This window comes from Candidatus Polarisedimenticolia bacterium, assembly GCA_036001465.1.
In the GTDB taxonomy this organism is placed as follows: domain Bacteria; phylum Acidobacteriota; class Polarisedimenticolia; order Gp22-AA2; family Gp22-AA2; genus Gp22-AA3.
Genome location: DASYUH010000067.1, coordinates 1 through 19,974 on the forward strand (window position 1 = coordinate 1; position 19,974 = coordinate 19,974).

The window sequence follows — 19,974 nt, forward strand, 5'->3', positions numbered from 1 at the left end:
AGCGAGCCAACGGGCCGCCCGATCGGCGAGTCCGCCGAAGCCTCCGCCTCGACCAGGCCCTCGAACTGTCCGCCCACGGACTCAGGCCCGATCCAGCGCCTCATCCCCGATCAGGCGCCTCCACGGTCGTCGGGCATTTTCGCAAAGAAAAAGGGCCGGCGGACGATCCGCCGGCCCCACCCCCTGCCGGGGTACCTGAAAGGTTTTCCGGATTACTTCGACGCCACCTCGCCGTTGCCGGCGTGCTCGAGCATGTGCTGGCCGATCACCTTCGCCAGGGCGTCGGCGGGCCAGGTCGCGAGGGTCAACGAGACCTCGCGCGCGCTGCCGTCCCGCTTGATGGTGTAGGTGACGTTCTGGCCCGGCTTCCAGTCCTTGCGGACCTTCATCAGGGCCTCCTCGTTGTCGTGGGTGATGGCCACGCCGTTCAAGGCCACGAGGATGTCGCCGGCCTGGATGCCCGCCGCCTCGGCCGGGCTGCCCGGGAAGATCTTGGTGACCGCGTACCCCTCGGGCACGTCGGTGTCGAGCTCCACGCCCACCCAGCCGCTGTTCTTCATCTTGTTGGCCATGTGGTCGAGGCACTCCTGCGTGCCGTACTTGCACTTGCTGTGATCGCCGCCGGCGAACGCCGGCAGGACGGCTACGACTGCGATCACGAGGATCACCAGCAGCAGATGACGTCGCATGTTTCGGTCCTCCACGGGAAAAGGGGGGGTGCGTGACCCGGACCGTCCGGCGGCCGATGGTTGCCGACTGCTGTGTGGGGTGGGGTTCGGATTGGGGAAACGCTCATTTGGGAAACCTGCTCCATCGGCGCCGGGCCAGTCCGTACTTCACGATTCCTGATCGAACCGTGCCTGAGTGTACGGGGAGGGCGTGTAAATGTCGCCAAGCGGTCAGTAAAAGATTGTCTAAGATGTCAACAGATGTAAACGATGCCCCGCAGCCGCCTGGCGCCGGGCGGCCCGCGGTATAGTGAGGAATCGGCGAGGACGCGGCGGTGGGCAGGTTGGCGGCATTCGTGAAGCGACATTCCCTGTGGGCCGGCTTTCTCGCCGTGCTGGCGCCGCTCATCGTCCTGCTGGCCCTGCAATACATGTGGCTGGCGCGCCTGAAGCAGGTGTCGGCCCTCGCCCAGAAGGCGGCGCACAGCAACTACCTCGAGGCGATCGGCACGGAGGTCCAGTACTTCTATCGTTCCACGGCCGAGCGAGCCCTGAACCTCCCCGCGTCACTGTTCACCGAGCGTCGCCTGGAGGAGGCGGCCTATTTCTGGAAGAAGAAGCCGGTGGAAGGGGTCGGCCGGCTGTTCCTGGTCGACTACACGCGGGACCGGTTCGGCAACTTCTACGTCTACGATCCCGACCACGGCGGGCTCGACCCGCTGCCCGCCTCCGACGAGGCGCTGGCGATCATCGTGGCCTGCGCGCCCCTCCAGATCCAGAGTTATCGTCGCACCGGCGCCGGGGCGCAGGCGCTGAAGGTGGACGAGCGGACGCCGGAATTCCGGCTCATCCTGAATCCGATCACGGACGACGAGTCGCGCGTGGTCGGCGTGGCCGGGATGATCCTGGACGAGACCTACTTCCGGGAACGACTCCTGCCGGCCGTCGTGTCGAAGGCGCTGCCGGCGTTCTTCCCGGGCAGCCATGGCAGCGGCCTCGCCGTGACGGTGCGCAACGCCGCGGGGGAGGTCGTCCTGACGACGTCGAACGCGGGGACAGGCGGCCATCCTGCGATGGGCGGCCCTTCGGTGAGGGCCGGTGAGGCCTCGCCGGACGGCGCGCCGGCGGGGGACGGCAAGACGGCGACGGCCCGCTTCCCGTTCGTGTTCACCGACTGGACGATGAGCCTGCGCGGTCCGGGCACGTCGCCGGAGCAGTGGGCCCGGGCCAACTTCGTGTACAACGTCGCCCTGTCGGCCGTTCTGGCCGCCGTCCTGATGGGAGGGATCGTCCTGGCGCTCCGGGCGGCCGACCGGGCGGTGCGGCTGTCGGAGATGAAATCCGACTTCGTCTCGAACGTGTCGCACGAGCTGCGGACGCCCCTGGCATCGATCCGCGTTTTCGCCGAGCTCCTGCGGCTCGGCCGGGTGCAGACCCCGGAGAAGATCCAGGAATACGGCGAGTACATCGAGGCCGAGAGCCGGCGGCTGTCGCGCCTGATCGACAACATCCTGGATTTCTCGCGCATCGAGTCGGGGCGGAAGGACTACCGGTTCGTCCCCGCCGACCTTCGGGAAGTCGTCGCCGCGACGGTGAAGACCTTCGATGCCCACCTGCGGCACAACGGCTTCAGGATCACGCTGGAGGGGATGGACGGGCCGCCGCTGCCGCACGTGTCGATCGACGCCGAGGCGATCGGTCAGGCGCTGCACAACCTGCTCGACAACGCCGTGAAGTATTCCGGCGACTCCAGGCAGATCGAGGTCCGCCTCGCCCGGGAGGACGGGTTCCTCGCGCTGTCGGTCAAGGACCACGGGATCGGCATCGCACGCGGCGAGCAGGAGAAGATCTTCGATCGCTTCCACCGGGTCGGGACCGCCCTCGTGCACGAGGTGAAGGGAAGCGGCCTGGGGCTGTCGATCGTACGGCACATCGTCGAGGTGCACGGCGGCCGCGTGTCGGTCGAGAGCGAGCCCGGGACGGGGACCACGTTCTTCATCCGGCTGCCGATCCGGAATCTTCCTGGAGGCCGGGAGGCCGCATGCCCAGGGTCCTGATCGTCGAGGACGACGACTCGATGGTGGCCGCGCTCAAGGACGGCTTCGAGTACGAGGCGTACACGGTGTCGCTGGCGCGCGACGGGGCGGCCGGGCTGCGGATGGCCTCCGAGGTCGCACCGGACCTGATCATCCTGGACGTCATGCTGCCCAAGATGAGCGGGCTCGACGTCTGCCGCGAGATCCGCAAGGAAGGGAACACCGTCCCGATCATCATGCTGACGGCGCGCGGGCAGGAGATCGACAAGGTCCTGGGGCTGAAGCTGGGCGCCGACGACTACGTCACCAAGCCGTTCGGGTTCCTCGAGCTGATGGCGCGCGTCGAGGCGGTGCTGCGCCGCGCCGCGGGGAGGACCACCCAGGTCGAGTCGTTCGAATTCGGACGGGTCAAGGCCGACTTCAAGCGCGGCGAAGTGCGACGCAACGGCAAGCTTCTCGACCTGTCGGCCCGCGAGATCAGGCTCCTGCAATACTTCATCGAGCACCGGGGGGAGGTCGTGTCCCGTGACCAGCTCCTGGACGCCGTGTGGGATTACGACTCCGCCCCCCTGACCCGCACCGTCGACATGCACGTCGCCAAGCTGCGCAAGAAGATCGAGGACCGCGCGTCGCAGCCGCGCTACCTCGTCACGGTACACGGGCAGGGCTACAAGTTCAACGGGTGACGTGCCCGCCCCGCCGGTCCCGTTTCCGGTTGGCGGGCCCCCTGTTCAGGCATCAGAACCCTCGTCATGCCATACTCCCCGGGCGGGGCGCCTCGCCGCCCCGAATCGCGCTAAAATCGGCTTTTCCGGAGCCCCGATCGCATGCCCCGCACCCTGTTCGACAAGGTCTGGGACGCCCACCTGGTGCGCCCCGAAACGGTCGACACCCCCGCCGTCCTCTACATCGACCTGCACCTCGTCCACGAGGTGACCTCGCCGCAGGCCTTCGCGATGCTGCGCGAGAGCGGGCGAAGGGTCCGGCGGCCGGAGCGGACGGTGGCGACGATGGACCACTCGACGCCGACGACCCCGCGCGGCGCGGACGGGCGGATCCCGGTGACCGACCGGGACGCGGCGGCCCAGATAGACCAGCTCGAGACGAACTGCCGGGACTTCGGCATCACGCTGCACGCCCTGGGGAGCGATCGGCAGGGGATCGTGCACGTCATCGGGCCGGAGCTGGGGCTGACGCAGCCGGGGATGACGATCGTCTGCGGCGACAGCCACACGTCGACGCATGGCGCGTTCGGGGCGCTGGCGTTCGGGATCGGCACGACCGAAGTCGCGCACGTCCTGATGACGCAGTGCCTGTTGCAGACCCGGCCGTCGACCCTCGCGATCCGGGTCGGGGGGCGGCTCCATCCCGGGGTGACGGCCAAGGACCTCATCCTGGGGATCATCGCCCGGATCGGCGTCGGCGGAGGGACGGGGCACGTGATCGAGTACGGGGGGCCGGCGATCCGGGCGCTGTCGATGGACGAGCGGATGACGGTGTGCAACATGTCGATCGAAGCGGGGGCGCGAGCCGGGATGATCGCCCCGGATGACACGACCTTCGAGTACCTCGCGGGACGCCCGCATGCGCCCCAGGGCGAGGCGTGGGAGCGGGCGCTCGCGGCCTGGCGGCGCCTGCCGACGGACGACGGGGCGGCGCACGATCGCGAGGTCACGATCGATGCGTCGCGGCTCGAGCCGATGATCACCTACGGCACCAACCCGGGGATGGCGGCGCCGATCCGCGGCGAGGTGCCGCCGTCCGACGGCGAGGCGTCGATCGAGCGGGCGCTGCACTACATGGGGCTCCGCCCCGGGCAGCGCCTGCTGGGACATCCGATCGACGTCGTGTTCATCGGCTCCTGCACCAACGCCCGGCTGAGCGACCTGCGCCAGGCCGCGGCGCTCCTGCGCGGCCGGAAGATCGCCGCCACCGTGCGCCTGCTCGTCGTGCCGGGCTCGCAACTGGTCAAGCGGCAGGCGGAGGCGGAGGGCCTCGACCGCGTGTTTCGCGAAGCGGGGGGGGAGTGGCGCGAGGCCGGCTGCTCGATGTGCATCGCGATGAACGGCGATCAGATCCTGCCGGGGCAGTACGCCGTCAGCACCAGCAACCGCAACTTCGAGGGCCGGCAGGGACAAGGCGGGCGGACCTTCCTCGCGAGCCCGCTCACCGCCGCGGCCAGCGCCGTCGCCGGCAGGATCGCCGACGCGCGGGAAATGATGGGATGATCCGCGCCATCACGTCGACCTACCTGGTCCTGCCGATCGACAACATCGACACGGACATCATCATCCCGGCTCGTTTCCTGAAGGTCACCGGGAAGGCCGGCCTCGGCCGGCACCTGTTCGCCAACTGGCGCTATGCCGGGGACGGCTCGCCGCGTCCGGATTTTGTCCTGAACCGCCCCGACGCCGCGGCGGCGCGGGTGCTCGTGGCGGGGGACAATTTCGGATGCGGGTCGTCGCGCGAGCACGCCCCCTGGGCGCTCGCCGATTTCGGCTTCCGCGCTGTGGTCAGCACCTCGTTCGCGTCGATCTTCCGGAACAACTGCCTGAAGAACGGACTGCTGCCGATCGCCGTCGGGCCGGCGTTCCACCGGAAGCTGGTCGAGGCGGCGGGCGGCGGAACGGTGACCATCGACCTGGAGGCCCGCACCGTCACCCTGGCCGACGGGACGAGCGCGACCTTCCCGATCGAGCCGTTCCCGCGCTATTGCCTGCTCAACGGCCTCGACGAGCTGAGCTTCCTCCTGCAGCAGGAGGGGGCGATCGCGGCCTTCGAACGGGGCGGCGCGGCGGGGAGCTGAAACCGTCCCCGTCACTCCGTCCGGTGACTGATGCAGACACGGCACTTCCGGCAGGACGGTCCGACCATCCCGACGTGGAAGCGCCCGCTCGTGGGAATCGCCATCCCGGAAGCGGACAGAAGCGGTGTCCGGAGGACTTTCGATTGCCGGCGACCCGAAGGCGGACGGATTCAGCGGGCCCGGCGCAGGCCGGCCTCGCGCCTGCCGGACTTCGGGAGGTCGGGGTAGTAGCGGGCCAGGACCTCGGTCTCGACCGAGTCCCCTTCGAGCGCGGGCGAATAGATGTGCCCCTGGCCGAAGGTGCAGCGCATCCGGCGGAGCTCCTTGATCTGCGCCGCGGTTTCGATCCCTTCGGCGATGGCCTCGTGGCCGAGCGCCCGGGCGAGTCCGACGATCGTCGCCACGATCTCGCGCGCCTTGCCCGTCTCGCACATCCGGCTGACGAAGACCTGGTCGATCTTCAATAGATCGACGGGGAGGCTCTGCAGGGCGGCCAGGGACGAGTAGCCCGTCCCGAAATCGTCGATCGCCACCTTGAAGCCCCGTCTCTTCAGGCGCAGGAGCATCTTGGTCACCTGCCGGGGATGCTCGATGAGGGTGTTCTCGGTGATCTCGAAATGGAGGAGAGCGGGGTCCAGGCCGGCCTCCTCCACCAGCGTGGTGATCTCTTCTTCGAGGGCGGGGCTGTAGATCTGCCGTAGCGACAGGTTCGTCGCCAGAGTCAGTCCCTGGAATCGGGGATCGAGGTCCTGCCAGTGCCGCAGTCTCCGGCAGGCCTCGGTGAACATCCAGCTCCCCAGCGGCACGATGAGCCCGGTCTCTTCGGCGAGCGGGATGAACTTGGTCGGTGGGATCAGCCCTCTCTCGGGGTGCCGCCACCGCAGCAGCGCCTCGAAACCGGTGAGCCGGTCGGTGGCGAGCTCCATGATCGGCTGGAAGACGACGTGGAACTCCTCGCGCTCCACGGCCAGGTGGAGATCCGTCTCGAGCCGGAGCTGCTCCTGCGCCCGCGCCAGCATCCGCTCGTCGAAGATCTCGCAGCGCGCGCGGCCGTGGGCCTTGGCGCGGTACATGGCCGTATCGGCGTCCCGCAGCAGGTCTTCGGGACGCTCGTACTCTCCCGGACCCAGCACGATCCCGGTGCTCAGCGTCACGTAGAGCTCGCGCCCTTCGATCGTGACGGGCTTCCTGAATTCCTGCTCGAGCTCGCGCACCGCCTCCGTCGCCTCGCGGAGCGACTCGACGCCCTGCAGGAGCACGGTGAACTCGTCCCCCCCCATCCGGGCCACCGTCCAGTCCCGGCCGGCGCGAGGGAGCGGCCCCCGGTCTTCGTCCTCTCCACCCTGCGAGCCGATGACGCGCTCGATGCACGCCCGGAATCGGGTCGCGACCTCCTTGAGGACGCGATCGCCGACCAGATGGCCCAGGCTGTCGTTGATGTTCTTGAACCGGTCGATGTCCACGAAGATGATCGCCAGGCTCTCGTCCTTCCGGCGCTTGCGCGCCCGATTGAAGGAATGCGACAGGCGGTCGAAGAACAGCGTGCGGTTCGGCAGATCGGTCAGCGGGTCGTGGAGGGCCAGGTGCATCAGCTGCTCCTCCATCTTCTTCCGTTCGTCCACGTCGGTCTGGGATCCCGCGAAGCGATAGGGCTTCCCGGTGGCCTCGTCGCGGACCGCGATGCCGCGCGACAGCATCCAGCGATAGGACCCGTCGGCGTGGCGGACGCGGTATTCCGCCACGAGGTGCTCCGTGCCTCCGGCCAGGTGGCTCTGGATGCGCGCCTCGAGCCCGGGGCGATCGTCGGGGTGGACGCGATCGAGCCACGCCGCCGGGCTGTCGTCCACCGCCGCCTCATCGTGGCCCAGCCCCCGCTTCCAGCGCGGGGAATAGTAGATCCTGCCGGTCACGAGGTCCCAGTCCCAGAGCCCGTCGTTGGACCCGCGGGCGGCGATCTCGTAGCGCTCCTGGCTGCGTCTGAGGGCCTCGGTGCGCGAGGCGACGATCTCTTCGAGATGGTTGGAGTGGTACCTGAGCCGATCATGGAGGTGGCCCGCCGCGGCCCCCATGGCCGCCAGGATCGGGGCGAAAAGGTCCGTGAAGAAATGCACCGGCGTCACCCGGTGGAGCCCCTGGATCATGGCCAAGCCGATCGCCTCGGGCAGCGTCTTGTAGAGGGCGTAGTAGTCGACGAGGTAGCCGACCAGGGTCAGGGTCAGTCCGAAAGCGAAGCCCAGGCCGCCGTAGGCGAGAGTGCGGGAATGCAGAGTGAGACGGGAGGGTGCCAGCCTGCGCCACGGCCCCCGGTCAGACGGCGTGCCGGTCGGCATCGGACCCATGGGTTTCGGCTGCGGTGATCGGGAGGCGGACGGACGCGGAACGGTGGAGCGACGCGAGCCGCCGGCCGCGCGTAATCGCCAGCCACGCCGCGAACCCCGTCGCCAGCGTCAGGGCACCGATGAGCAGCAGACACGCCGGGCCGACTGCCGAAAAGGCCTTGAGGTCGCCGGCATCCACCGGGAGGTCATGCACCGCTTTCGCCAGCGCGTCGATCCTCGGGCCCTGGTCCGGCCCGATGCCGGCTTCGTGCAGCACCCGGTTGTAGCGGGTGTAGCGATCCAGATCCGCCCGGAACGCCTCGAGCTCCGATGGCGTCAGCGAAGCCCGCGCGCGCATCGCCGTCAGCTTGCCGTCCAGGAAGCGCGGGAAGAGTGTGGCCACGTTCGCGGATTTGCGGCCGCCCGGGCCGGACTCGAGCGGGGTGTCGTCGGTCACCAGGGCCGCCAGCACGCGGAGGACGGCCTCGCCTCGCTCGTGCGATTCCTTCACCTCGCCTTCGAGCTGGTCCCGATCCGCCACGATCTTCATGAGCTCCCGCTTGAGCTGCCGGAAGCGGACCAGGACCGATTCGAGCTCCGGGTCTCCCCCGAGCAGCCCCAGGATATCGTCGCCGGCGGTATCGGCCATTCGCTTCAGCACCTCGACCTCGAGGAGCCGCTCGGTCCTCACGTAGCTTTCCGTGTGAGTCAGGAAGGCCCGCTCCTCCGGATTGCTCAGAGAGGAGGCGATGATGCGATCCCGTTCGCCGCGCAGGCGCTCGATGACGGTCGTGGCCCATTCCGTGTAGTCGCGCACCGTCGAGATGTCCTTCTTGATATCCGGCGGCTCCAGATCCTCGAGCGACTGGACGGTGAACTCGTCGAGCCGGCGGCTCGCGCCCTGCAGCCGGCTCAGCCTGTCGGAGAGCGGGGGCAAAAGCTCCTTGGCGAAGACGCCCTCGGGATCCCAGTCGGGCCGATCCGCAATGAGGGACTTCAGCCGGGAGAGCGACGTGGCCGCCGCCCGGAGTTCGCCGTCCGCCAGGAATTCGCACGCCCTGTCGTACAGCTCGTGAGGGTCCGCCTCGACCTTTGGCGCGGCGTTCGCAAGGGTGATGCCCAGCACGAGCGCGACGGTGAGGCCCGCCGCCCTACGGACAATCATTCCGGGCGTCTCCACTCGGGGTGATGAAGACCGGCTTCCCCCCGGCCCAATCGAGGCGAAGGCAGGATGATTGCGACGCTCCGTAACGCGACAGCCGGACGTTTCTCATCGGTTCCTGGCCGGTCCCCGATACCACGGGAATCGACCGGAACGAGGCCGCGGTCGTTCCAGGGCGGGGCGTGATCTCCCAGATGGCGCGGAAGGAGTCGGCCACGACATAGAGACGCCCGTAGTGCATCATGATCTGCACCGTCGATTTCGCCGGCGTCCCGGGTTCGATCCCCTCCGCCCGCAGGATGGGCGAAAGATCGATCCGGCCGATCAGGGGGGGCCGCTCCGCCAGGAGCACCGTGCCGTCCGCTTCGATCGTGAGTGGAATCCGGAGAGAGTGTTGCTCGAGCATCAGCGTCGGCTGCACAGCCGGTGTCGCGCAGGACAGGGCTGCGATTGCGATCAGAAGCGGCAGCACAAGGTGCGGTACCCATCGCCTTCCGCTCACGGTTCGAAGCCTCGAAGCGCGCATCGTCGAAACCGGACGCGTCAATCGTCCGGCCATGGCCCTGGCCGCTGGCCCCTGACTCCTGAGGCACGCGCGGGGATCCAATCTAGGTGATTACCGGAATGATTCAAGCAAGGACGAGGCGATTACGAATTGGTCACCCGCGCCGAACGGGCTCGCCGCGGGAGCAGGAGCTTCCGGGCTAGAACCGGGCTTCGATGGGACGGAAAGGGTCCAACTGACCCTCGGTGGGCTCCGCTCAGCAGAACCAGGGCTCGGTCAGGCGCGGGGGGCGCCCTTTGTCGTGGACGATCGGCGAGCGGGCCTGGATAGGGCGATCCCCGGCGCGCGAGACGATGCGGTCAAAGGTCAGGCGCGGGTCCTCGCCGTCGATCGCCGCCTCCTCGACGAGGCGGCTCAGCTCCCGGTGCAGGCGGTCCATGCCCGGGTCGGGGTGGGACCACTCGTAGGTGAACCTCCCGGGATCGAGCGCTCCCAGGTGCGGCCGCATCGCGGGGTGGCCGATGAGCAGCGATCCCGGGGGCAGGAGCAAACGAATGACGAGCTGCACCGGATCGAGGTGGTCGATGAGGTCGTGCCGCTCGATGAACGCCAGGAGGTCGCGATACTCGCGCAAGCCGGTCCAGGGATTGAACGGCACGAGGGACGGGCGGAGCGCGATGCCGGCGCCGCGCGTCAGGCCGATCGCCGCCTCGACGTCGGCACGCGTGTGTCCCTTGTCGAGGATGGCGAGGACATGGTCGTCGATCGACTCGACCGCCGAGACGACGAACAGGCAGCCGAGGCGCGCCATCTCCGGAAGCAGGTCGCGGTGCTTGAGGAGGTGCGAGATCTTGGCGGTGAAGTCGAAGGTCAGCCCGGGGAACTCGGCCCGCGCCGACCGGAGGATCGCGAGCGAGTGACCGGGCCCATTGAGGAAATCGGGGTCGCCGAAGGTGATGTGCGTGGCGCCGGCCGCGACCTGGTTGCGGATGTCGGCCAGGACCACGTCGCGCGGCACCACGAGGAAGCGGCCTCCGTAGACCGGCGGGATCGGGCAGTGGCGGCAGAGATGCAGGCAGCCGCGGCTCGCCTCGGTCTGGCCGGCGAGGCGCGTCCCGCCCTCGTGCTCGAGGCGGGCGTAGCGGTCGAGCGGCGGCAGGGAAGCGCGCCGCGGCACCACGAAGGGGATCCGCCGCCACGGCACGGCGGGGGCAGGCGGGCCGGCGATGTCCTCCAGGGTGCCCACCCCCTCCAGGTCCAGACCCGTCCCGCCGCGGTCGAGATCGTGCGCCAGCCGCAGGAGCGGGTATTCGCATTCCGGCCCGATGATGAAATCGGCGCCGCGCGCGAGCAGGGATGCGGCATTGAGCCTGGCGTACAGGCCGTACAGGGCGATGCGGCAGGCGGGGTTGATCGATCGAATCCGCTCGACCGCCTTCACTCCGAGCCGCAGCGCGGTGTGCATCGGGACGGCCACCGCGGCGAGCCGGGCACGGCGGACCGACTGCGGATCGAGCCTCTCCACCGCCAGGTCGAGAGCGGCGGGGGAGAACCCGGCCTCCTCGAGCGCGGCCAGGGGGGACGCCAGGGACAGCGGTTGGCGCCCCAGCTCGTACGTCGAGATCAGAAGGATCGCCCCCGGCGCGCGCAGGGTCGATCTACTTGGCCGGCTGGTAGTAGGGGTTGGAGCCGCCCGCATGGTCGGTCTGGTCGATGACTCCGGCGAGCTGGGGGATCTCCTCCTTCAGCGTGGCCTCGATCCCCTGCTTCAGGGTCACGTTGACCATGCCGCATCCCTGGCAGCCCCCCCCGAGCTTGAGGTAGGCGACGTTCTCCTTGACGTCCAGGAGCTCGACGTATCCGCCGTGGGAGGCGACCGCCGGATTGATCATCTCGTCCAGGATCTTCTGGATCCGCGTCTTGACTTCGTCTTCACCCAGGGTGTCCATATGCAGCTCCTGTCGGCGGTATGATGGGACCATTATAGGGCCGTTTCAACAGGAGAAGCCGCCATGCTCACACTTTACCGCGTCGAGATGTCCACGAACGTCGAGAGGGTCGCCCTCGCCCTGGCGCACAAGGGGCTCAAGGTGAAGTCGGTCGTCATGCCGTTCGGGGACCGGACGGAAGTGCGCCAGGTCAGCGGCCAGGACCTGGTGCCGGTCCTGGTGGACGACGGCAAGGTCGTCGTCGATTCGATGGAGATCGTCCGCTACCTGGAGGACAAGTTCGCCGACACGCCGCCCCTGTACCCGAAGGACCCCGCCCGCCGGGCCGAATGCATGGTGTTCATCGACTGGTTCAACCGGGTCTGGAAGCGGCCCCCCAACGACATGGAGGCCGAGCTGACCAAGCCGGAGGGGCAGCGCGACCTCAAGCGGGTCGAGAGGCTCGGCCGGGCCATGCAGGGCTACCTCGACCTGTTCGAGCAGATGCTCACCGGGCGCGATTACCTGCTGGGAGAGTTCTCGGCCGCCGACGTCGCCGCCTTCCCGTTCGTCAGGTACGCGACCATTCAGGACCCGAACGACCCGCACCTGTTCCACAAGATCCTGGTGGACTACCAGAAGCCGGGGAAGGACCACCCGCGCGTCGTCGACTGGATCGCCCGGATGGATCGCCGCCCGCGCGCCTGAACCCGCGGGAGCGGCTGCGTGGATCAACCCCCGGTCGCGGGGCAATCTACCTTAGAATGACCGCCGCTCCCGGAGGCGGTGCCCCGGACGGGCGGAGGACCCGATGAATCGTGTTTTCTGGGGTGCGGCCGTGGCGGTCGTGCTCCTCGGGATCGCTGCGATCCTGCTGCTGCCGGACGAACTGCCCAAGCCCCGCCCGGACGAACCGTGGGGTGCGGCACGGCCCCCGGGCGGGACGGGATCCCCGCCGTCCGCCGGCGGCGAGGGCCCGATGGCCCTTCCCGGCGCCGCCCCGGGAACGGGATCGGCGGCGGCGATTCCCGCCATCCTCGTCGTCGAGCAGGTGTCGCCGATCGTCGGGTCCGACGGCAGCCTGGCCGAGTCCCTCGGCATCGAAACCGCCAGGGGGGCCTTCACGCCGGTCCTGCCGCAGGGGACGCGGGCGCCGGTGATGCGCTTCGTGACCTTCAAGACCAGCGCCGACAATCAGAGGGAGATCAGGCTCCACATCCTGCGCGGCCTGACGGAGCGGGTCGCCCAGAACCATGACCTCGGGTGGGTGCGAATCCCCGGACTTCCCCCCGGGCCGAAGGGGACGGTCCAGGTCACCGTGGGGTTCCGGATCGCCGACGGCGCCGTCGTCCTGGGCGCCTCCGATCCGACCACCGGCCGCGGCTACACCATCGAGACGTCCGAGGCGCCGCCGGGGTTCCCGCGCTGATGCCGGACACCGTCTTCTTCAGCGTCGACGTGGAGGCGTCGGGGCCGGTGCCGGGGCTCTACAACCTGGTGTCGATCGGCGCCGTCCCGGTGGCCGAAGCCGGCGGGGCCTGGAAGCCGGCGGACGATCGCTTCTACGTCGAGCTCAAGCCGATCGGCGGCCGGTTCGACAAGGAGGCGATGGCGGTGCACGGCATTCCGCGCGACAGGCTCGAGGCCGCCGGGATCCCGGCCGACGAGGCGATGCGCCGGCTGACCGGGTTCGTCGAGGAGAGCGTCCGGCGCGCCACGGCGCGCGCCGTCTTCGTCGGGCATAACGTCGGCTTCGACTGGTCCTACATCAGCTATTACTACGCCCTCTTCGGCCGCCCGAACCCGTTCGGCTACAAGTCGCTCGACATCAAGTCGCTGGCGATGGGGCGCCTCGGGATCGGCTGGTTCGACACGGGCAAGGAGAACCTCGAGATCCTCCTGCCCTCGGTGCCGCGCCTGGACACGGCGCTGGTCCACAGGGCGGACTACGACGCCCTCTACCAGGCGCACCTGCTCTGCGCTCTGCTCAACATGGACCCCGTTACTCGACGATGACGGTCGTCATGCCGGTCGCTATCGCCGAGCCGCCATTCTCGCGGTCGTCATCAAGCTGCGCGGTCGCCTCCCAGATGCCGGAACAGGTTACGGCCGGCATCGGGTAGGAGATGGCCCATGTCGTGTTCTCCGCAGGACCGAGAACGAGCCTGCTCCTGGCGACCTCCGCCTTCTGACCGCAGCTCGACGTACCGGAGACGACGAGAGTCCATCGCGCCTTCTTCGAGGAGCAGTTCCTGACGCGCCCTCCGATGCCGATCGTCGAGCCGGGGAAGACCGTCGCCGCGTTCGTGACGATGCCGATGCTCAGGATGGCGCACGACGAATCCGTGGACTGTGCCGATGCGGCTCGGTGGTCCGCGAGAAGCACTGCCAGAGAGAGCAGGCCGACTGCAAGTGTTCGCGCATGCATGTCCGCACCTCCCTTGAGGGAGGTTCGGTGCAAACGCCCTGCCAGCGAGCACTTGGGCCGAATTCGACGCCATTCTCGTGGCTTGAACTTGTGTCATTGACCGCGAATCAGGTCACCCATTCCGTTCTCGTAATGTCTCGCGGGCGTGACTTCGCCCGGCGTCGGGCCGCCGGGACGGGATAGAATGCACCGGTGCAAGCGCTGCCGAACGCCGGAGAGTTCGTCGTCTGGTTCGTCGTGTTTCTCTTCACGCTGACGGTGCACGAGACCTGCCACGCGCTCGTCGCCTGGCTGGGAGGCGACAGCACCGCCTACCACGGCGGCCAGGTGTCCCTGAACCCCTGGCCGCACATCAGGCGGGAGCCGGTCGGCACGATCGTCGTGCCGCTGCTGACGTTTTTCACGTCCGGCTGGATGATGGGCTGGGCCTCGACCCCGTTCGACCCCGGCTGGGGGAGCCGCCACCCGAAACGCCTGGCGGCCATGTCGGCGGCCGGGCCGGCGGGGAACCTGCTCATCGCGACACTGTCGTTCGCGGCCCTCAGGATGCTCCTGGCGCGCGGCGTGTTCGTTGCGCCGCAGAGGATCAACTTCAGCCGGCTGGTGGAGCCCGCGGCCGGCACGCCGGAGGGCTCGATCCTGCACGCGGTGGCGCTGCTCCTCTCGGTGGCGCTGAACCTGAACGTGCTCCTCTTTCTGTTCAACCTGCTGCCTCTGCCCCCTCTCGATGGAGGGGGCATCGTGCAGGGCCTCATGCCGGGAACGTTCGGCGGTCTCATCGAGTCCCTGAGACGGAACCCGGTGATATCGCTGGTCGGCCTGATGATCGCCTGGCAGGTGTTCGACGTCGTCTACCAACCCGCCTTCGGTATTCTGCTGCGACTCCTGCACCCGGACGTCGCCTACAGCTAGGACTCCAGGAGCCGCCATGAACGACGCTCGGCCACTCTGTGATCGAATCCGGGAGGGTGTCGCCCGCACCGCCACGATCCTGTCGGTCCTCCTGTTCCTGTCGTTCGCCGCGGCCCGTCCGGCGGCCCCGGCCGCCGCGGCGCCGTCCCGGCCCGCCACGGACTGGCGGACGCCGGCCGAGGCGGCCGGCTTCAGGACGACTCCGCGTTACGCCGAGACGCTGGACTACGCCCGCCGGCTGGCCGCCGCCGCGCCGCGGCAGGTGCGCCTCGAGACCTTCGGCAAGACGGGAGAGGGGCGGGACCTGGTCGCGATCGTCGCCTCGAAGGACGGCGTATTCGATCCGGCGGCGCTGCACCGGGCCGGCCGGCCGATCGTCCTGGTGCAGAACGCCATCCACGCCGGCGAGATGGACGGCAAGGACGCCTCGCTGGCCCTCCTCCGCGACATGGTCGTGACGAAGGAGAAGGCCGCCCTTCTCGACCGGGTCGTCCCGGTCGTGATCCTGATCTACAACGCGGACGGCCACGAGCGCTTCTCCGCCCACAACCGGATCAACCAGAACGGGCCCGAGGAGACCGGCTGGCGGACGCAGGCGCGCAATCTGAACCTGAACCGGGACTACATGAAGGCCGAGGCGCCCGAAACGCGCGCTTTCCTGAAGCTGTGGAACCGGTGGCTCCCCGATCTGTTCGTCGACACGCACGTGACCGACGGCGCCGACTACCAGTACGACACGACGTACGGGATCGACACCGGGCCGGATATTGTCCCCGCGATCGCCGAGTGGCAGCGAGATTCCCTGGCCCCCTACGTCGAGGCCTCGGTCGGCGCCGCGGGGCAGGTCATCGGCCCGTTCATCAACCTGAAGGACGAGACCGATCCGGCGCAGGGGCTGAAGGCCGGACAGGACCTGCCGCGCTTCTCGACCGGATACATCAATCTGCAGAACCGCCCGGCGGTCCTCCTCGAGACCCACATGTTGAAGGACTACAGGACGCGCGTGCGCGGGACGTACGAGTTCCTGCGCGCCCTCCTCGAGATCGCGAACCGCGACGCGGCCCGCCTCACCGGCATGGGCCGGTCGGCCGATGCGGAGGCCATCGCGGCGGGGACGCGCTACGACCCCGACGCGCGCATCCCCCTGCGCCTCGAGCCGGACGGGACGACGACGCCCTTCCTGTATCGCGGCCACCGGTCGCGCGTGTCGCAAAGCACGATCTCGGGCGCCCGGCGGATCGAGTATTCGGAGGAGCCGATCGAGATCACCGTGGCGCGCGAGTCGTCGCTCAAGGTGACCCTGTCGGTCGCGCCGCCGCGCGCCTACATCGTCCCTGCGCCGTGGACGGCGGTGATCGGGACGCTCGCGGCGCACGGACTTCGCGTGCGCGAGACCACCCGCCCCTGGGAGGGGGAGGTCGAGACGTACCGCTGCGAGGCGCCGGTCTGGCACTCGCGCCCCTTCGAAGGACGCCAGGTGCTCTTCCCGCCCGGGGAGGGGGGCGGGCGCTCGGGCGCCACGCCCGGAACCTGCGTCCCGGTCCGCGCGCGTCTCTCGTTTCCGGCGGGATCTGCGGTCGTTCCCCTGGACCAGCGCGCGGCGCGGGTCGCCATCCATCTGCTGGAGCCGCAGGCCCCCGACTCGTGTCTCGCGTGGGGCATGTTCAACGCCGTCTTCGAGCGCAAGGAGTACGCCGAGCCGTACGTGATGGAAACGCTGGCCCGCGACATGCTAGCCAAAGACCCGGCCTTGAGAGGGGAGTTCGAGCGGCGGCTCACGGAGGACAAGGAGTTCGCCGCCAGCCCCGAGGCGCGTCTCGATTTCTTCTACCGGCGCTCGCCGTGGTGGGACGACCGGATCGGCCTCTACCCGATCGGGAGGCTCCTGTCACTTGACGGGATCCCGATCACGAAGGAGCGGTAGAATACTGTCCATGGCGCCACGGCCCGAGGCGGTGACGACGCGCACGATCCAGGATCTTGTCCGGGGGCTCTGCGGTATCCCGGCCCCCTCGTTCACCCGCGACGGGGTCCTGGACGAGATCGGCCGGACCGTCCTCGATCCGGCTTCCCTCCGGCCGTTCCTCTACTTCCGGCGCAGCCATTACACCCGGAACCTCATCCACCGCAACGATCTGTTCGAAGTGGTCGCCATCGGCTGGGAGCCCGGCCAGGTGTCCGCCATCCACAATCACCGCGGACAGGAATGCTGGATGGGAGTGCCGATCGGCCGGCTGGAGGTGCGCAACTACAGGCTGATCAGGAAGAATCCCGAGGCGCGCACCTGCCTCATCGAGCCGTCGGTCCGCTACGCCATGGATCCCCGTCACCCCGCCGCCGTGGACCCGAACGAGCCGATCCACTCCGTGCACAACCTGGAGGAGTTCGGCTCGCGCGCCGTGTCCGTGCACGTCTACTCCCGCCCGTTCGATTCCTGCGAGATCTACCAGCCGGAGAAGGGGTGCTACTACGACGTGCCGCTGGGATACACCAGTCGATTCGGCGTTCTCTGTCCAGGCGAGGGGGCCGAACTGGCCTTGACCATCGCCTCCTAGCCCGTTCCGTCCTACAACATCCCCACGGGCATGAATCCCGGGACACGCCGGGGAATCCATGATTTCCCTGAGGGCTTTTCAGGGATTCACTCATTGATGGAGTGCCCGTGCGGTCGTAGAGAGTTCACCCGATGTAACCGCGGCGTTGCCTCCCGGAAGGTCGGGGAATTGAAGGGGGCGAAGCTCGCGTGAGGGGGCATTCCACAGGCCGAAAACAGAGTCTCACCTATTTCATGCCTTGACTAGAATGAGGGTGGAACCGTCACTTTCCTGGCGAATCGGTTCGTTTCTGAAATCGCCATGACATAATGATTTATCCGCGCCCGTAGCGGACTCTTCTGGCGACCGTTTCAAGGTGTGGTTTAGCGCAACCGAATCAATCAAATACGGCAACCGGAATACCCAGTGGAGCAAGTAAACCTTGACCCACCACAGAATCATCGTATATAAACTGAGAAAACCTTTGGCCCAAATGACTTAAGGCAGGGTAACAGTGGCAAGCTCAGGGGTATTGTCTGAACTGTCTCATGAGATATCAGAGTATCATCTCGATGTCTCGTTGGAGTTCCCCCTTAGTTCGGTTCGAGGCTCTGGCATCTCTTGCTAAGGGGAGCAACATCCAGTTGAAGTCTCCGAACAGAATCATCCCTCTCCTTCTTACGATCCCGGGTCTCTTCGTGTTGATCGTCTTCGCCGGCACACCGGATGGTGCCCCGGTCGAACCGACGACGACCGAGAAGGGGGACGGCATCGATCAGGATCCCGGGATAGCCGGCACCGCCCGGCTCGTCTTCCCGCTGGAGAGCCAGTATCGGATCGGCATTGAAGACGTGCTGCTCATCTCGGTCTGGCGCGACCCCGACTTGACGCGGGAGGTCCCCGTCCGGCCGGACGGCAAGATCTCCCTGCCGCTGTTGCAGGATCTGATGGCCGCGGGGAAAACGCCCGTGGAGCTCGGGAAGGAATTGCAAACCCGCTTCAAGGAGTTCCTCAGCAATCCTTCAGTGACTGTGATCGTGCGCGAAGTGAACAGCATCAAGTTGTACATCCTCGGAGAAGTCGCCAAGCCCGGGCCGGTGGCCGTGCGGTCGAAGGTCCGGCTGCTCCAGGCCATATCCATGGCGGGCGGGGTAACTCAGTTCGGAGGAAAGAACGGGGTGGTCATCTACCGGAGCTCGCCGGCCGGAGAGAAAGTGATCGAGGTGTCCTACAAGGACATCGTGTCGGGAAAAAGACCCGGGGACAATCTAGTTCTTGAGCCCGGGGACACCATCGTCGTCCGTTAATCCGACATCGAATGCGAGAGGACGTGCTCGTGGAGCGGTTTGCTATGGGACCTGCGCAGATGCAATTCCATGCTGATGACATGGGCGCTCCTGCGACAGAAATATCACCGGCTGGAATCCGGAGCAGAGACTGACTCCGGTGCCTGTCGAATCGGCGGTGAACTCGTGAAGTGGAGCTGGTCGGTCCGATCGCTCGCGGCGTCGCGGCGGATCCTCAGCCTGCTCGTGGTGGTGTGGGGTCTGCAGGCGGGTCTCGCGCGCGCCCAGGCCCCGGGCGGTCCGACGCCCGACGGGTTCGATCTCAACGTCGGCATGGGGATGCGGCTCACGAACAATCCCGGCCTCGCATCCGACGGCGGAAGCCGGGAGGGAGATTCCATCACCGACCTGCGGGCCGACGTCACCGGTCGCCGGAGGAGCCCGAGGACCGAGTGGTCGTCGAGGTACACGCCCTTCTACACGCGCTACGGCAGCAACAGTCAGTTCGACACCGTCAATCACGCGCTCAATCTCGATGCACGCTACGTCGTGAGCCCCCGCAGCAGGCTTGGACTTCTCGAGCGCTTCTACTCCAGTCGCGACCTGTCCCAGGTCGACACCGGGGAAACGGCCGGCGAGGCGGTCATCCTGACCCGCCTGACCAGGCGCTGGAGGAACTTCGCTGACGCGGCGTTCGATGCCAGCCTCTCCCGTTCGTTGTCCCTGCAGCTCGGCGCATCGAGCCGGATCGAGCGATTCGATCTGAGCCCGAGCGTCGACAGCAACATGGACTCCGGACGACTCGGGATCAGGAAGCAGATTGGACGGGAGGACGCCTTTTCCACCACCTACAGCTATTCCCGATTCGGTTTCCAGGGCGCCGGGGTGGACGGGGCCGAATCCCAGGGGATGGACCTGTCCTGGTCGCACGGGATCCCGACGCGGACGGACTGGACGCTGTCTGCCGGAGTCTCCAAGGTCTCCCGGGCGTCGGAACGGGAGAACCGGATCACGGCCAGCGCCTCGCTCCACCATCCTTTCCGGCGGATGGATTTCGTGTCCGGCTACCGCCGCGGACTGGGCGCCGATTCAGGCGTCGCCAACGTGACGGTGGCGCAGGACGCCCATGCCGGAATCTCCGCACGGATCGGACAGCGGGCTTCGATGACGGTGCGCGGCGAGTACGGAAGCCGCAACTCGGTCCTGGAAAGCGGAGACCGGATTGCCCTCACCTATACCGGCGGCGCCCTTCTGGGGACAGTCACGCTCAACCCGCACCTGAACATTGTGGCGGAGGCCCGGCGGCGCAGTCAGGACGTCACGAGCGTGACGGGGGACGATCTGACGGTCAACACCTTTTTCCTGCGCCTGGAACTGCGGGTTTTCTGACG

General features: G+C 67.9%; 19 protein-coding genes. 12 read left to right on the plus strand and 7 right to left on the minus strand.

All coding sequences use genetic code 11. The annotated features are described in order from the left end of the window. Positions 1–212: 212 nt before the first annotated feature. Positions 213–689 carry a PDZ domain-containing protein gene (locus tag VGV60_13170; GenBank protein HEV8702217.1) on the minus strand — a complete coding sequence of 159 codons (477 nt, stop codon included), beginning with the start codon at positions 687–689 and terminating at the stop codon, positions 213–215. A 335-nt stretch (positions 690–1,024) separates the two neighbouring features. On the opposite strand from VGV60_13170, the gene VGV60_13175 reads away from it, so the two are divergent. The 4 genes from VGV60_13175 (at position 1,025) to leuD (ending at position 5,510) form a co-directional block, all read left to right on the plus strand. After that, a complete protein-coding gene (locus VGV60_13175; protein HEV8702218.1) occupies positions 1,025–2,725 on the plus strand; it encodes a HAMP domain-containing sensor histidine kinase in 1,701 nt (566 codons plus the stop codon). After that, the gene (locus VGV60_13180; protein HEV8702219.1) at positions 2,710–3,390 is read left to right on the plus strand and encodes a response regulator transcription factor; all 681 of its coding nucleotides are present in this window, start codon (positions 2,710–2,712) and stop codon (positions 3,388–3,390) included. Before VGV60_13175 ends, VGV60_13180 begins: the two co-directional genes overlap by 16 nt. Positions 3,391–3,531: 141 nt before the next feature. Then, positions 3,532–4,932, plus strand: coding sequence for a 3-isopropylmalate dehydratase large subunit (leuC, locus tag VGV60_13185; protein HEV8702220.1), 1,401 nt, complete (start codon positions 3,532–3,534; stop codon positions 4,930–4,932). Beyond that, complete coding sequence (leuD, locus tag VGV60_13190) at positions 4,929–5,510, plus strand: 3-isopropylmalate dehydratase small subunit (GenBank protein ID HEV8702221.1); 582 nt, start codon at positions 4,929–4,931, stop codon at positions 5,508–5,510. The genes leuC and leuD overlap by 4 nt, the downstream gene beginning before the upstream one ends. Before the next feature lie 170 nt (positions 5,511–5,680). Here leuD and VGV60_13195 read toward each other — a convergent pair whose 3' ends face one another. The 5 genes from VGV60_13195 to VGV60_13215 all read right to left on the minus strand — a co-directional run bounded on the left by VGV60_13195 (position 5,681) and on the right by VGV60_13215 (position 11,444). Beyond that, positions 5,681–7,849, minus strand: coding sequence for an EAL domain-containing protein (locus VGV60_13195; protein ID HEV8702222.1), 2,169 nt, complete (start codon positions 7,847–7,849; stop codon positions 5,681–5,683). Next, entirely contained in the window at positions 7,818–8,993 is a 1,176-nt protein-coding gene (locus VGV60_13200) for a hypothetical protein (protein ID HEV8702223.1), read from the minus strand. Before VGV60_13200 ends, VGV60_13195 begins: the two co-directional genes overlap by 32 nt. After that, positions 8,980–9,492: a hypothetical protein gene (locus VGV60_13205; protein HEV8702224.1), complete on the minus strand. Its 513-nt coding sequence runs from the start codon at positions 9,490–9,492 to the stop codon at positions 8,980–8,982. The genes VGV60_13200 and VGV60_13205 overlap by 14 nt, the downstream gene beginning before the upstream one ends. A 259-nt stretch (positions 9,493–9,751) precedes the next feature. Beyond that, complete coding sequence (locus VGV60_13210) at positions 9,752–11,146, minus strand: CUAEP/CCAEP-tail radical SAM protein (protein ID HEV8702225.1); 1,395 nt, start codon at positions 11,144–11,146, stop codon at positions 9,752–9,754. Positions 11,147–11,153: 7 nt separating this feature from the next. Beyond that, on the minus strand, positions 11,154–11,444 hold the full coding sequence (locus tag VGV60_13215; protein HEV8702226.1) for a NifU family protein: 291 nt from the start codon (positions 11,442–11,444) through the stop codon (positions 11,154–11,156). Between the two features lie 63 nt (positions 11,445–11,507). Between VGV60_13215 and VGV60_13220 the strand changes: the two genes are divergently transcribed. From VGV60_13220 to VGV60_13230, 3 genes are all read left to right on the plus strand, one after another. Further along, positions 11,508–12,131 carry a glutathione S-transferase family protein gene (locus VGV60_13220; GenBank protein HEV8702227.1) on the plus strand — a complete coding sequence of 208 codons (624 nt, stop codon included), beginning with the start codon at positions 11,508–11,510 and terminating at the stop codon, positions 12,129–12,131. A 103-nt stretch (positions 12,132–12,234) separates the two neighbouring features. Continuing rightward, positions 12,235–12,852: an Hsp70 family protein gene (locus VGV60_13225; protein HEV8702228.1), complete on the plus strand. Its 618-nt coding sequence runs from the start codon at positions 12,235–12,237 to the stop codon at positions 12,850–12,852. Further along, the gene (locus VGV60_13230) at positions 12,852–13,439 is read left to right on the plus strand and encodes a 3'-5' exonuclease (GenBank protein ID HEV8702229.1); all 588 of its coding nucleotides are present in this window, start codon (positions 12,852–12,854) and stop codon (positions 13,437–13,439) included. The genes VGV60_13225 and VGV60_13230 overlap by 1 nt, the downstream gene beginning before the upstream one ends. On the opposite strand, the gene VGV60_13235 is transcribed toward VGV60_13230, so the two are convergent. Further along, a complete protein-coding gene (locus VGV60_13235) occupies positions 13,426–13,851 on the minus strand; it encodes a hypothetical protein (GenBank protein ID HEV8702230.1) in 426 nt (141 codons plus the stop codon). The genes VGV60_13230 and VGV60_13235 overlap by 14 nt on opposite strands. A 192-nt stretch (positions 13,852–14,043) precedes the next feature. Here VGV60_13235 and VGV60_13240 point away from each other — a divergent pair, with 192 nt between their 5' ends. The 5 genes from VGV60_13240 (at position 14,044) to VGV60_13260 (ending at position 19,972) form a co-directional block, all read left to right on the plus strand. Continuing rightward, positions 14,044–14,763: a site-2 protease family protein gene (locus tag VGV60_13240; GenBank protein ID HEV8702231.1), complete on the plus strand. Its 720-nt coding sequence runs from the start codon at positions 14,044–14,046 to the stop codon at positions 14,761–14,763. A gap of 16 nt (positions 14,764–14,779) precedes the next feature. Next, positions 14,780–16,687 carry a M14 family metallopeptidase gene (locus tag VGV60_13245; GenBank protein HEV8702232.1) on the plus strand — a complete coding sequence of 636 codons (1,908 nt, stop codon included), beginning with the start codon at positions 14,780–14,782 and terminating at the stop codon, positions 16,685–16,687. A 10-nt stretch (positions 16,688–16,697) separates the two neighbouring features. Further along, entirely contained in the window at positions 16,698–17,318 is a 621-nt protein-coding gene (locus VGV60_13250) for a cysteine dioxygenase family protein (protein ID HEV8702233.1), read from the plus strand. A 623-nt stretch (positions 17,319–17,941) separates the two neighbouring features. Then, positions 17,942–18,604, plus strand: coding sequence for a polysaccharide biosynthesis/export family protein (locus VGV60_13255; protein ID HEV8702234.1), 663 nt, complete (start codon positions 17,942–17,944; stop codon positions 18,602–18,604). Positions 18,605–18,769: 165 nt separating this feature from the next. Then, on the plus strand, positions 18,770–19,972 hold the full coding sequence (locus tag VGV60_13260) for a hypothetical protein (GenBank protein ID HEV8702235.1): 1,203 nt from the start codon (positions 18,770–18,772) through the stop codon (positions 19,970–19,972). The last annotated feature ends 2 nt before the right edge of the window (positions 19,973–19,974 follow it).